The following is a 13,486-nucleotide window of genomic DNA, read 5'->3' as shown; positions in this document are numbered from 1 at the left end:
TTTTATTACTCATGAATATTCCTCTACTCTACCATATCTATGATAAAATAAACCCTAGTATATATATTTGAGTGAGTGCCATGTCAGAAAATTACACCGCCCAGGCCATTGAGGTCCTTAGTGGACTTGAGCCAGTTCAACGTCGACCCGGGATGTATACCGATACCACACGCCCAAATCATTTGGCTCAAGAGGTCATTGATAACAGCGTGGATGAAGTATTGGCTGGGTTTGCTGGCCACATCACCGTCACCCTTCACGAAGATGGGTCTGTTGAGGTAGAAGATGACGGTCGTGGTATGCCTGTCGATATCCATCCACAAATAGGATTAAGTGGCGTTGAAGTGATCATGACGCGCCTACACGCGGGTGGTAAGTTTTCTGATAAAAACTACAGCTTCTCTGGTGGATTGCATGGTGTGGGAGTTTCCGTAGTTAATGCCTTGTCGGAACGCCTTGATGTCACCATTAAACGCAATGGCATTGTTTATCAAATGTCCTTCTCGAATGGGGATAAGCTCTGTGAATTAAACGAGACTGGCGTAGCTAAAAAGCGAGACACTGGAACAACCATTCGTTTTTGGCCTAATGCGAAATACTTCGATACTACCCGTATTTCCGTCAAACATCTCTCTCACATTTTAAGAGCCAAAGCCGTACTATGTACTGGCTTATCAATGACGTTCGTTAACAAAACGAGCAATGAAGTATCTAACTGGTGTTATGAGCACGGGCTGGTTGATTACTTAAACCAATCCTTAAGCGATGGAACTTACTTACCTGAAGAACCATTCACGGGTGAGTTCAAAAGCGATGAAGCAACAGTAGATTGGGCCTTGGTTTGGGCCGATGGTGCCAGCCTTGGTTTTAGTGAAAGCTATGTGAACTTAATTCCTACCATTCAGGGTGGAACGCATGTTAATGGCTTACGTTCTGGCTTATTTGATGCTATGAATGAATTCTGTGAACTCAGAAATTTATTACCACGTGGGGTTAAACTAACCGCAGATGATCTTTGGGATTCGTGCCAATATGTTCTTTCAGTAAAAATGAAAGAACCACAATTTGCAGGACAAACTAAAGAGCGCTTAAGTTCACGACAAATCTCCGCCTATGTCAGTAATGTGGTAAAGGATGCTTTTGCACTGTGGCTAAACCAACATAGAAATCAGGGTGAAGCAATTGCTGCGCTAGCGATAGACCGCGCACAGCGTCGTTTAAAACAAGCCAAGCAAGTAGCACGTAAACGTGTAAGCCAAGGCCCAGCTCTTCCGGGTAAACTGGCTGATTGTTTGCAAACAGATCTCAGCCAAGCCGAACTATTCCTGGTTGAGGGGGATTCTGCAGGTGGTTCTGCCAAACAAGCTCGTAATAAAGACTATCAAGCGATACTTCCATTACGCGGAAAAATTCTAAACTCTTGGGAAGTGGATTCATCTCATGTATTAGCCTCACAAGAGATTCATGATATTTCTGTTGCGATCGGTGTTGATCCAGGCTCAATTGATCTCAGCGGTCTACGTTATGGAAAAGTCTGTATTCTCGCCGATGCGGATTCGGATGGTGCGCACATTGCAACATTGATCTGTGCCTTATTTTTACGTCATTTCAAACCCTTAGTTCAAGCAGGACATGTATTTGTAGCGATGCCCCCTCTTTATCGTATTGACGCAGGAAAAGTGATTCATTATGCACTGGATGATGAGGAAAAGAATCGCTTAATAGCGCATTTGACACAAACGAGCAGAGCTAAAATTAATGTGCAACGCTTCAAAGGATTGGGAGAAATGAATCCTATTCAATTGCGTGAAACAACAATGGATCCCAATACCCGCCGTTTAGTCCAGCTAACCCTAGATGACGAAACAAATGCAGAAGCAGTAATGGATATGATGCTCAACAAAAAACGTGCCGGAGATCGTAAAGTTTGGTTAGAAACAAAAGGTAATTTAGCAGAGATTTAAGATCTATGCCGGGCTGAGGCCCGGCCTACACTCATTGCCAATCAAGTAACAATCGGTTTATTCCCCAATTAATTTTCTCTTAAGTATCTTATGTTAAATTAAATGAAAAAATTTAACGCAAAGAGTACATTATTCATGTCCACTGCTCGAATATATAAATTACTAAGTGACGGATTGCCTCATCACATTCCTGTTCCCCATCACCCACCCCATTTTCTGCGCCAAGACCCTATTTCCAAACACCTACGCAAGCATGATAATAAGGAAATCAAATTCCCTTTCCCTAATCAAACAGGCGTGTATATAAATACCAATGAACACTACGTTAAACCTGTTTTTGATCAGATAGGCTTATTTCCTCAGGTCATTGATGCCATGCATATCGGTTTTTCTGGTTGGCATAATTTCGATATAATGGTACAAAGAAAATCATCTAGAGGGATTATTTGTGACATTAACCCAGAAAACGCATTATTTATGCATTACACCTTAAAGTATTTAATAAGGTGTGCTAATAAAGATGAATTCATTCAAAAAATGACGCAGTTCGTTAAAAAAAATCAATATGAAGGTTCTAGAACCAATTTTGAAAAGAGTTCATATCACAGTATCGTTAAACCTAAAAGCATAAAATTTAGTTTAAATATTAGTGAAGAATATCCTGATCACTATGCAGTTATTGAAGAAATTGCTTTAGAACAACAACGAGAAACAAGCTGGCTATTTACTGATGAACGTTACGACTACATTAGAGCTTTAGCATTAACCGATAAAATCGCTGTAATTACTCAAAGCATATGTGAACATGAAACCTTTGCCCGCATCCGCCGCTTATTAACAGAAAACTCGATCCCAATAGATACGGTCTATGTAAGTAACATAGGAGAATGGATGTGTACTAAAGAGCAAAAAACTGATTTTATTGAAACCATAAGCCTTTTACTAAACGATAATGAAACTATATTAATTGATGCCCGAATAAATAATCCTCTAAACAATGAACCTCCCTCTCAACGATGTACTTTGAAAAAAGAAATTATTCCGAAATTTTCTTTAAGAGATTGGTTTTTCTCTGGAGTTGAACCAAAAGAAATTGAAGAACCCGCTATAAATAATATGACAGTGGCATAACTATTCGATTGTAGCCTGAATGGCGCAGCGCACTCCGAGAGCGTACACAAATCAGGCTTTGCTCCCATATTACACTGCGCTAATACGGACTACAGATGACATACCAACCTTACCATTTTAACAACGGAATTATATTTGAGTAATCATCAGTCCATAACAACTGTTTATTATTAGCCACAAAATGCCAATCGTTAGCATTCATTAATTTAGCGGCCAAATCCTGATTTATTGTTAGCAAAGCCCATTGAGAAGCGAATTGACCTAATGCTGCATTGCCCTGATCAACTTTACTAAATACCATAAGGTCTAAAGCACGCCCTGCTGCAGTCACAACAGGTAATAAATCCAAATGTCGATTACTCAAATTAATCAGAATAGCTCCATCTTCGCTGATTTTCTGCCGATATAAAGAAAAAGCTTCCAACGTAATTAAATGGATAGGAATAGCATCCGAGCTAAAGGCATCAACCATTAACAGCTTTTGGGAGCCATCCATTAGTTGTTCTACAGCCAACCGGCCATCATTTTTGATGAGTTCGATTTTAGGTGGGCAATCACGTAAATAGGTAAAATAGTGTGGATCTTTGGCAATTTTAATCACTTGCTCATCGATTTCAATAATCTTTACTTCATCCGTATGGCGAAATTGACAGGCCATGGTACCAATACCTAAGCCAATAATCGTGACCGACATGGATGGCCACTCTTGTTGAAAATCCATCACAACCGATTGAATCGCCCCATAATAAGAGCTAAATCCAAAGGGCATTGCATCATTCATTGCCTCCAGGCCATGTACTGTGGATTGGCTAATTAAGGCATGCACTGCATTTTTATCTGCCCCTTTATCAACAACTTTTTTCACCCCATAAAAATTACGCTCTTGCACTAAAATCTTATCTCCTTGCAAATAGGGAGAAAAAATAAAACCAAATAAAATAAACAATGAGCTCAATAGGCTCGCCTTACTTCGTCCCCAAACAGCGGCAATCATCAAGGCAACAATGGCACCTATTTGAAAATTCGAGAATCCTCCTGGCCATTGAATAGCCGGAATAAAATAATGACACAATAAAATAGCCAGGACGGCAGCAGGAATACCTATTGTCTGCAGCATTGATTGCTGATGATAAACAGGTTTTATTTCCCCATTCCCTTCTGCAAACCAACTGATGGGTAAAGCAACTAAACTAAGTAAGATCGCTAAAGGATATTCATAAACTTGATTAAACCAGTGCGGTGCCAAAATACCATTAAATATTCCAGCTAAAACACCTCCAAGAGCCAAACAAAAATAAAATAAGGTCAGTAGTTGCGGTTTGGGTCTTTTTAAAAATAATTGCCGATGACAGAGTACTGCCAAAATAAAAAAGCTCGCTAAATTAAATAAGATACTCTGCCATGCCCGGATTTGGCCTGCACCCAATATAAAACCAAGCACAGTAAACACTAAAAACAAAACAAAATTTTGAGCAAGCCAACTTAAAGATATAAGCGGTTTAGATGAGAATGCAAAGACAAAGGTTAGTAAATACAATGCTAGAGGCAACACCCAAAATAAAGGGGTCGCGGCAACATCCGTGGTAATATATAAGGTTACGCCTAACATTAAACTGCATGGTACAAAACTTAAAAATACCCAATATGCCATCTGTCGCCAAGGCCATGGAGTGCTATCCCGAGAGTCTGACACCAAAGAATAAAATCGGTTAGTACAGAACACTAATAACAAAAGACCTATATAGACTAGATAGCCAATTCCCCACCAATGAAATTGCCCCTTTAATCCGATAAAACGCTCGATTACCCATGGATAAAGTATTAAAGAAGATAAGCTTCCCAAATTAGAAGCACTATATAAAAAATAGGGATCAGTAGCCCCCTTCGCCTTAGTCTGGCTGTAGGCAAATTGTAATAAAGGAGCCGACGCCCCCAAGACCAGTAGAGGCAAACCCAATTGGGTTAATAAATTATACAAAATACTCCACTCAGGAGCCCCTGGTACGGCCACTGGCCGCAAAAAAAGAGGAATCGTGCTAAGGCTAAGTACCAGAACAATACTATGAATTATCCGCCAGGTTTTAGTATTTTTTAAAGCACTCAACAAGGCAGCATATCCATATGCAACCAACAAAACCGCCTGAAAAAAGAGCATGCACACAGTCCAAACAGCAGGAGTCCCACCGTAAACAGGTAACAAAGCTTTCGCAGCCATGGGTTGAATACTGAACAACAAAACCGCGCTTAGGAATAAGCAAACAGGGAATAGAAAATGTAGCACCACGCGTCCTTGGTTTACCTAAGTTCTATAAAGGTCACTATTGTAACAAACTAGAATGGAGATATAAATTGTAGGTTAGCCAACAAATTTGCACGTTCCCCCAAGGTAAACCCTTTATTTTTTATTACGCTAGAATAACTCTTTAGGGGAGCGTATCCCCAATTTTTTTATAATCTCGCTCACCAAAAATTGCAGACTCATAAGAATAATATTTAAATTCCAATAAGTTATTACTGGGATCTTTCAAGAAAAAAGATTGGTGTTCGATACGCGTACCAGTGAATCGCGTTTTTACTGGAATTTCAAAATGAACCTGTTGTGCATGCAGCCTGTCAATAAAGGCAAGAAACTCTTCCTGTTCAAGAAAAATTAAACCAAAATGCCGAGGATAAATACTCTCTTGCTCAGGTAGTGGCTCTTCAATTTTATGCGCGACAATTTGATGAGTCCCAAAATTAAAAATCAATGCCTGTTCCGATTCGCGCCCTAAAATAAACCCTAATTTATCTTGGTAAAAATTCTTGGCTAAAGCCAAATCATGAATTGGGAATGCCAAATGAAACAAGGTCTTCATAGAGGGCTCCGAATAAAATAGTTTGATAAATGCACTCCCGTTCACACGGAAATGATGCAAATTAAAAACTATTCTTAATTATATGACACTGCATTACTCACATGGTACAGCATCGACAAATAAGTATAAAGTATGTGAAAATGACCGCTGCAAATGCAGCGAAAGCATATCTCCGCTCTATATAGAGTACCATTCACAGGGTATGTAATGGCGGATGCAAAACGCTACCTTAACCTAAACATAGGGATAAAATGAGCTACTTACATCAACTTATTGATTACATCCTTCACATTGATATTTATTTAAATACCTTTGTTACTACTTATGGATTTTGGACTTATCTTGCTTTATTTGCGGTGATTTTCTGCGAAACAGGACTCATTGTCACGCCCTTTTTGCCAGGAGACTCACTGTTATTTGCCGCCGGAAGTATCGCAGCCCAACCTGATAATTCATTTAATGTAATTATCTTATTTGTGCTTCTTTTTATTGCTTCTGTTTTAGGAAATCAACTTAATTTTCTTATTGGGAGAGCATTAGGACCGCGTATTTTTTCAGCCAACGAATCCTGGTTATTAAATAAAAAACATTTGCATGAGGCCCATGTTTTTTATGAAAAACACGGCGGAAAAACCATTATTTTTGCGCGCTTTCTTCCCATTATTCGCACCTTTGCCCCCTTTGTTGCAGGAGTTGGTACTATGAAAGTAGTACATTTCTCCCTTTATAATGTAGTCAGTGCCCTACTTTGGATCGGTGGCTTACTCAGTTTGGGGTATTTTTTAGGTTCAATCCCACTTGTTAAAGCTAATTTTGTCTTGGTAATTTATGGGATTATTTTCATTTCTTTATTACCCGCTTTACTCGCATTGCTTAATAAGAAAAAGGTTTAACTACGAACAAACGTAGGTGTCGGGCCCATGGCCCGACAGTTACTCATTTATAATGGGGTTACAAGCGCGGTATGTTTTTCTGTTGATATTGGCATTTGCTTTTTGAGCTGGGTCAATTGCCAATCGTAATTTTTTGAGGTTTCTGCCAAAGTACAGTTCAAATTTGCGTTGGTTAACCCATGTAACAGCATAGTACGGAATGAATGAGGATGAGTATTACCATTCTCGTCATTATCAAGATAACCAATCAAGAGTTTCCTAACTTCATTTAAGTCTTTCTCATCATTGATTTGAGTTAGAAAATCTTGAGCGCGGCGTCTCCCTGTTCCTCCATGACGGTGAAAAATAGAAAAAGTAATGCTGTCGCTATATGCACAATAACGTGTCACAGTATCACCTATTACACGCTGCAATACCTCAACATCATTTATTTCTTTAAATAGTTTTTTACGACCGACAAGCTTACGTCGTACAAAAGCTTTTGGCTCAGCTTCTATCTGACTCTTCTCAGATTCTACTTTTCCCGAAAGCTCTGTTTTACCTTCAGTTTTTTTTATTGTTTCCGCTGCTTTTACTGTTTTAGTATCCTCATTTGGACGAGCCACAACAGTCTGAACTTCTTCAATAAATGTTGTCCAATGCCCATTACCTTCATTATTTACCGTAATGGTTGGACGCTCAGGGAGATCACTAAAAGGATATTTTTGTATTTTATTTTCTAAGGTATGTAGGTTAATCTGAAAAGGATAGGCTAGATAATCCAAATCCAAATGAGTACCCCAAAAAAAGTTTTGCATGATGCGTTGGATGGCTACAGGAATGGCTGAACCAAGTGCTATCGGCGTTTCCTCATTAATCAGATCAAGAGCAACATCATCACCATACAATAAGCGCAAAAATAATGGTGCTAAAGTATAATTTTCAAAACCTTCAACAAATAAAGTATTATCTTCCTGAAGTGCCGCTAATACATGATTTTTTAATCCGTCAGAAACAGCTTCGTAGAGTCCATCCGATATTTCTCTTCGTAGGTAATCGTATGCTTCTTCAGTAAGGTCAGGCCGATGTGTTGCCAAAAGTTGTAATATATCCGGTTTTTTTACATTCCAAGAAGTTTCATCAAATATTGTCTGCCATACCTCTTGTTGTTCAGCTTCAGTAATATTTAGAACACGTTCTAATAAACTGGGTAACACGCTTTGGCTAATCCTTTTTTTCAGCTCCAGCTTAGTTGTATCTTTCCTCGCTAAGACTTCGTCAATACTTATTCTTTTGAATGCTGCAGTAGGAACATGACCGCCATTTGATGTGATTAACTTTTTAATTTGTTCTGTCGTCAACTTCAATGAGCTAGAGCCATGTTCATTTATTTTGGCCAACTCCTCTTGAAACGAAGTTAGCTTATTGATTTTTAACTTTTTAAGCTCACCAGTCACATTAATATAAAAGAGTTCGTTCTTACAAAATATGTAACTGTTTTTGAATTGGTTAGGATTCTCAGGCAGTTCAGACATCAAGTGGAAATAACGCTCGCCGACTATACGGGCTTTAATTTTATCGTCAGCAAACTCATTATACCGGGGGTCATTGTCCTTTCTTAAGCCAAAAAATATATAAGAAAAATTGACGAAACTACTCGTAGCAACAAGAGCTTTATACCCATCTTCAGCGCGCGACCGCGCACAGGTCGTGCGCAATTCGTTCATCTTATATTGATAGGTAATTTTTCTGAGTCCCATTTGCATGCGATCTAATAATGGTTTCTGTCTATTAGGATTCTTGAAATCAAATGCACAAATAGCATAATAATCATTAGCAAGAGAAGGATCTAAAGCAAGCCAGCGCTCAAACGTAGGACTACGCACATTGCTATTAGCTGCACGTTCTTTTTTGATGATATCAATCAGACCAATAGAAAAAGCATAAAAAGCGCAATTTCCAAGCCCTGGATTATCAATGCGTTTTATTACCGTTTTTTGAACAGGAGCCGTTACTTGTTTAGGCAAATTATTGGGATCCACTGACTCAATAGTTTTTTGAAGCCTCTGAGAGCCTTGATTAGAGTCTAAAATTAAATCAGATGTATTAGTTTTGCCGCCAGTCATCGCCCCTCCGGGAATATAGTATATACTCCACTGTGTATACTTATTATACTACGAGAGAGCAAACCATTCAATGGGGAATCAATTTAAACTGCAAAAGTAGTTCACTTATCGAGCTAAGACGATGAATTTATTAATAAGTTAGAGAAAAAACCGCGCTGAATCCAGTTCTTAAGATAAGAAGCAGCATGCATTCCCACCTCTTCCTCTGCTATCCATTGACAAAAACCTTCACAAAGTGCTCCGAAAGAAGCACCTTGAGCTAGCCTATCTAACGCCCAGGCTTCCTCAGGTGATAAGCTACAAAATTGAATCATTAATTCAGGAGTACGCCATAAAATCCAAGCGGATGTTTCCGTTTGCTGCTGGATTTCAGGCAAATCATGCTCATGAGCCAATGCTTGCCAAAGAGAGACACTATTCCATAGATAATTAAGCCGCTGTACTGCAGGATGAAGCACAAATTGCAAATTGGCCCAAGCGTCCGGTGGAACTGCTGCCATATCAGCAACAGATACTAGCGACGCCTCTGGAGCATCAAAAGCCAAAGTCATCTTCCATTCAAAATCTGCCAATTCACTTAAATAAGCGTATTGGGAATAATTAGTATGAATAAAAGTCGCCAAATTATCGCCAAACCAACGAATAGAGCGAAATGAAGAGGGATACTCCTTAAGATAAGCTCGTCCAAGATGATTAAATTCCTCGGTACCAAGATATGCATACAAGCAAGGAAAATTGGCCGCCAAGCTTTCGATTAAGCGGAGTTCATAAGCATCGCGATAAATGCTTAAACGCGTTTCGACTGAAACCTGCTTCGTTCGTATGATAGAACGATGAATTTGATTATCACCAGATAATAAGAATTGGTGAAACTGCTCTTGCAATTGCTTCAGCTCATTCATACCAATACCTCATCGCATAATACGAATTCAGCAATACTACGAGCCTGATTCATTTCGGCTATTAACTCGCTAAAAGCAGGCATATTGTCATCGCGCTCAATCATGGTGGATACTATTCCTAAATGACGGAGCGTTGCAGCATAAAGGTCCCATACCGCTTGTACCACTGGAGCATCATGAGTATCAATAATGTAATCACCATGATTAGAATGCCCTGCTAAATGAATTTGAGAAACCCGCTCTCTAGGCATAGCATGAATATAATCTATAGGATTAAATTGGTGATTCACCGAACTCACATACACGTTATTTACATCCAATAAGATATAACAACCAGATTCTTTAACTATCTCTAAAAGAAATTCCCATTCAGACATTTCAGATTGCTTATAGGTAAGATAGCTCGACACATTTTCAATTAAAAGTGGGCGTTGTAGAAAATCTTGTACCTGTTGGATACGAGCCACAACATGCTCTACAGCATAGCGAGTATAAGGGATAGGCAGTAAATCATGAGCATTAAGACCATTAACCCCAGTCCAACACAAATGATCGGAAATCCATTTAGGCTCGACTCGCGCCGCCAAGTTTTTTACTTGCTGCAAATAATCATTATCTAAAGGGTCACTACTTCCAAGAGAAAGGGACACTCCATGCATAACGACAGGGTAGTGTTCGCGAATCTTATCAAGGTAATATAAGGGTTTTCCACCAGGAATTAGATAGTTTTCAGTAATTAGTTCAAACCAATCCACTGCGGGCTTTTGTAAGAGAATTTCTTCATAGTAGTCAGGCCTTAATCCAAGACCAAAACCAAGAAAGGGCATTTTTTGTATGGATTTATATTGAGACATAATAAACCTAGATAGCGCCAGGCAATAGGCTCATGCCTGGCAGAAGGCAAAAATTATTGAGCAGTACCGCCAGCTTTTTCGCACTCTTCTTTAGTCATTTTAACAACGCCTTTTCCTTTGCAAGAATTTTGGCCTTTGCATGAGTTATCAGCAGTTTTGCAAGAGCTTTGACCTTTACAAGAATTACCACCTTTGCAATGAACCATTGGTGCAGAAGAAGCTGTATCATCAGCAAAAGCAGGAGCCAAAGCGAACATAGAAGCAGCGCCAACAGCAAGTGCAGCACCTGTTAATTTAATTTTGTTCATTTGATTGATTCCTTTTAATTTAGTTGATAAGCACTTGAGATACCAAATAATAATTTGGCCACTTGCATTTTAGAAAGCAATATTAAATTTTGTCAAGTAAGGGCCTAAATTAAGACTATACTAAAACATAAATGCATTATGGTTAGTAGCCCATGAAGTCTACTTTCAGCCCAGCAAATTTATAAATTTATCCGATAACATGAACCTTTTAATCAAATGAGCGATGAATGTTTGCTTAAGGTTTGTGGTGTGGTGGTACCTGAGGACATATCAAGGCTATGAGCACCTTAGTTAGACTCCTCAGTGATCTTTCATGAGGGTTACATTATTGGCAAGTATATAATCATTAACCATATTTACATAGGCAGTGATAAAGGACTTGCACGTATGATGCGCATCATTACTGCCAATACCATTTCTTTTATATTTAAATGCTGGCGATAGCAAATAGCTGCATCTCGCTCCTGATGGCTCAATCCGGCAACCTTGATTTTAAACGATTTAGAGAAATTAATGAGCTAGATTATCAGCAAGCTAAAAAACAATTTATTTATCAATATGTTGAAAAACTGTTAAGAGACGCCCATAACAGAAAAGTACGTGCATGAAATTTATATACTGATGAACTTGACAAACCGCAAGGATAGACCAAAATTTACTCATTACCGTTAATTTATACTCTATTGTTCAGGACCTGAAACGGAGAACATGATGGCTACATCAAAAAGACCTAGGGAAGCTCGCCCTGCGCGCGAAATAGACGCAATCTATAAACGCCGAACGATACGTGATTACAAACCGCAAAAAATCGAAGCCCCAATGATAAATGCTTTACTTAATGCCGCGGTTCAAGCGCCGACAGCATTACGTGAAGAACCCTGGGCCTTTGCGATAATCCAAGATAAAGAGACGCTTAAGAAACTGAACGAAACGATTCAAGGCTTAATCTATAATGAAGCCCGCAATTATCCAAAGCTAATGAATCGTGTCAAAGAACTCACAGAAAAGCCGGATTTTAATGCATTTTATAATGCCGGTACGCTCATTGTGATTTACAGTAGATTTCAAAGACCTTTTGTTGTAGCTGACTGCTGGTTAGCTGCCCAAAACTTGATGCTCACCGCCTGCGTTAATGGCTTGGGTACTTGTGTTGTGGCCCTTGCTGTCCCTGCATTAAATACCCCTGAATGGAAATCAAAACTACATATTGGGAGTGAAATGATTGCAATCGCACCCATTATTGTCGGAGTTCCAGCTCGTTCTGTTGAGCCAGTCCCCCGTTTTGAGCCTGATATCCTTTCCTGGATATAAGACCAGGATTCAGTCCAACCTCTCTTCACACCACAGTCCTGGTTAAATCGGGACCTTGGTTGTATTTTGATAATAAGACTTCACCGTAACGAGTACTCGTTCAATATCCGCTCTAGAAATATCCCTATGGGTAACAAGACGAATGGAATTCATTTTATTTGGGTTTTTGGGAAAAATAATACCTCGTTCAGCCAAATAAGCCTGAAATTGAGGATAATTACTTCCCACTTTGATAAATACCATATTTGTCTGCAATGACTGCTGATCAACAAGCAAGTCTCCCACCTCAGCCAAACCCTGAGCTAATAAAGCAGCATGCTCATGATCCTCTTGTAAGCGCATCACGTTATGTTCTAAAGCATAAATTCCAGCTGCAGCAACAACCCCAGCCTGGCGCATACCGCCCCCTAATACTTTACGCCATCTTTTTGCTTTACTGATTAACTCTTTATGACCACACAATACCGAACCAATAGGAGCTGCCAATCCTTTAGATAAACAAATAGAAATAGAATCAAAACCTCGACTAATACGGTTTAAATCCACCTTTTGCTTCACTGCTGCATTAAAAACACGAGCCCCATCAAGATGAGCCGCTAAACTTTTTTCTCGACAAAAAGCGTGAACGTCATCTAAATAAGAAAGGGGTAAAACTTTGCCATTAGTTGTATTTTCCAGGCATAACAGTTTGGTACGAGCATGATGATTATCAATAGGCTTAATTGCCATCTCTACCTTGGGTAAGGACAAACTTCCATCTAATTCAAAATCCAATGGTTGCGGTTGGATACTACCCAATACTGCAGCACCACCCCCTTCCCACATATAGGTATGAGCAGTTTGTCCAACAATATATTCATCTCCTCGTTCGCAATGCGCCATAATCCCTAATAAATTAGTTTGCGTGCCCGTGGGAGCAAAAAGAGCCGCCTCCATCCCTGCACACTCAGCCAGCATAGCCTCCAATTTTTTAACCGTAGGATCCTCATCAAAAACATCATCACCTACTTCAGCATTCATCATCGCCTTTAACATTTCCTGCGAAGGCTTAGTCACTGTATCACTACGAAAATCAATTGAATTCATACCTCGCTCCTTAACTACTCTCTAATGCTCAAGCCCATGATCCGACGCTTTTCATCTTTTCTTTGTCACCATTCGCT

General features: G+C 39.4%; 11 protein-coding genes. 4 read left to right on the top strand and 7 right to left on the bottom strand.

Going from position 1 to position 13,486, the window contains the following annotated elements:
* The first annotated feature begins 80 nt into the window (after positions 1-80).
* Both parE and J2N86_RS05075 read left to right on the top strand, forming a co-directional pair.
* Positions 81-1,964: a DNA topoisomerase IV subunit B gene (gene parE / locus J2N86_RS05080; protein WP_252581322.1), complete on the top strand. Its 1,884-nt coding sequence runs from the start codon at positions 81-83 to the stop codon at positions 1,962-1,964.
* Between the two features lie 102 nt (positions 1,965-2,066).
* Complete coding sequence (locus tag J2N86_RS05075) at positions 2,067-3,095, top strand: LIC_10091 family protein (protein WP_252581320.1); 1,029 nt, start codon at positions 2,067-2,069, stop codon at positions 3,093-3,095.
* 109 nt (positions 3,096-3,204) lie between these two features.
* Here the strand turns inward: J2N86_RS05075 and J2N86_RS05070 are convergent, their stop codons facing one another.
* Positions 3,205-5,376 carry a spermidine synthase gene (locus J2N86_RS05070; RefSeq protein WP_252581318.1) on the bottom strand — a complete coding sequence of 724 codons (2,172 nt, stop codon included), beginning with the start codon at positions 5,374-5,376 and terminating at the stop codon, positions 3,205-3,207.
* Positions 5,377-5,518: 142 nt separating this feature from the next.
* Entirely contained in the window at positions 5,519-5,950 is a 432-nt protein-coding gene (locus J2N86_RS05065; protein WP_252581316.1) for a VOC family protein, read from the bottom strand.
* Between the two features lie 251 nt (positions 5,951-6,201).
* Between J2N86_RS05065 and J2N86_RS05060 the strand changes: the two genes are divergently transcribed.
* Positions 6,202-6,843, top strand: a complete 642-nt coding sequence (locus tag J2N86_RS05060) for a DedA family protein (RefSeq protein ID WP_252581314.1) — start codon at positions 6,202-6,204, stop codon at positions 6,841-6,843.
* Positions 6,844-6,890: 47 nt separating this feature from the next.
* Here J2N86_RS05060 and J2N86_RS05055 read toward each other — a convergent pair whose 3' ends face one another.
* The 4 genes from J2N86_RS05055 to bufA2 all read right to left on the bottom strand — a co-directional run bounded on the left by J2N86_RS05055 (position 6,891) and on the right by bufA2 (position 11,012).
* Complete coding sequence (locus J2N86_RS05055; protein WP_252581312.1) at positions 6,891-8,948, bottom strand: hypothetical protein; 2,058 nt, start codon at positions 8,946-8,948, stop codon at positions 6,891-6,893.
* Between the two features lie 113 nt (positions 8,949-9,061).
* Positions 9,062-9,850, bottom strand: a complete 789-nt coding sequence (locus J2N86_RS05050) for an HvfC/BufC N-terminal domain-containing protein (protein ID WP_252581311.1) — start codon at positions 9,848-9,850, stop codon at positions 9,062-9,064.
* Positions 9,847-10,704 (bottom strand): MNIO family bufferin maturase, encoded by an 858-nt coding sequence (gene bufB / locus J2N86_RS05045; RefSeq protein ID WP_252581309.1) that lies wholly within the window; start codon positions 10,702-10,704, stop codon positions 9,847-9,849. Before bufB ends, J2N86_RS05050 begins: the two co-directional genes overlap by 4 nt.
* A 53-nt stretch (positions 10,705-10,757) precedes the next feature.
* On the bottom strand, positions 10,758-11,012 hold the full coding sequence (gene bufA2 / locus J2N86_RS05040) for a BufA2 family periplasmic bufferin-type metallophore (RefSeq protein ID WP_252581307.1): 255 nt from the start codon (positions 11,010-11,012) through the stop codon (positions 10,758-10,760).
* Positions 11,013-11,720: 708 nt separating this feature from the next.
* Between bufA2 and J2N86_RS05035 the strand changes: the two genes are divergently transcribed.
* Complete coding sequence (locus J2N86_RS05035; protein WP_322790910.1) at positions 11,721-12,323, top strand: nitroreductase family protein; 603 nt, start codon at positions 11,721-11,723, stop codon at positions 12,321-12,323.
* A 42-nt stretch (positions 12,324-12,365) separates the two neighbouring features.
* Here J2N86_RS05035 and ltaE read toward each other — a convergent pair whose 3' ends face one another.
* Positions 12,366-13,409 (bottom strand): low-specificity L-threonine aldolase, encoded by a 1,044-nt coding sequence (ltaE, locus tag J2N86_RS05030; RefSeq protein ID WP_252581305.1) that lies wholly within the window; start codon positions 13,407-13,409, stop codon positions 12,366-12,368.
* Positions 13,410-13,486 lie beyond the last annotated feature (77 nt).

Source organism: Legionella lytica (genome assembly GCF_023921225.1).
Taxonomy (GTDB): domain Bacteria; phylum Pseudomonadota; class Gammaproteobacteria; order Legionellales; family Legionellaceae; genus Legionella; species Legionella lytica.
Note: the sequence above shows the minus strand (reverse complement) of the source record. Positions and strands in the feature narration are given on the sequence as shown.

Coding starts and splice junctions, on each gene's coding strand:
- parE (WP_252581322.1), top strand. CDS start 81: ATGTCAGAAAATTACACCGCCCAGGCCATTGAGGTCCTTAGTGGACTT.
- J2N86_RS05075 (WP_252581320.1), top strand. CDS start 2,067: ATGAAAAAATTTAACGCAAAGAGTACATTATTCATGTCCACTGCTCGA.
- J2N86_RS05065 (WP_252581316.1), bottom strand. CDS start 5,950: ATGAAGACCTTGTTTCATTTGGCATTCCCAATTCATGATTTGGCTTTA.
- J2N86_RS05060 (WP_252581314.1), top strand. CDS start 6,202: ATGAGCTACTTACATCAACTTATTGATTACATCCTTCACATTGATATT.
- J2N86_RS05055 (WP_252581312.1), bottom strand. CDS start 8,948: ATGACTGGCGGCAAAACTAATACATCTGATTTAATTTTAGACTCTAAT.
- J2N86_RS05050 (WP_252581311.1), bottom strand. CDS start 9,850: ATGAATGAGCTGAAGCAATTGCAAGAGCAGTTTCACCAATTCTTATTA.
- bufB (WP_252581309.1), bottom strand. CDS start 10,704: ATGTCTCAATATAAATCCATACAAAAAATGCCCTTTCTTGGTTTTGGT.
- bufA2 (WP_252581307.1), bottom strand. CDS start 11,012: ATGAACAAAATTAAATTAACAGGTGCTGCACTTGCTGTTGGCGCTGCT.
- J2N86_RS05035 (WP_322790910.1), top strand. CDS start 11,721: ATGATGGCTACATCAAAAAGACCTAGGGAAGCTCGCCCTGCGCGCGAA.
- ltaE (WP_252581305.1), bottom strand. CDS start 13,409: ATGAATTCAATTGATTTTCGTAGTGATACAGTGACTAAGCCTTCGCAG.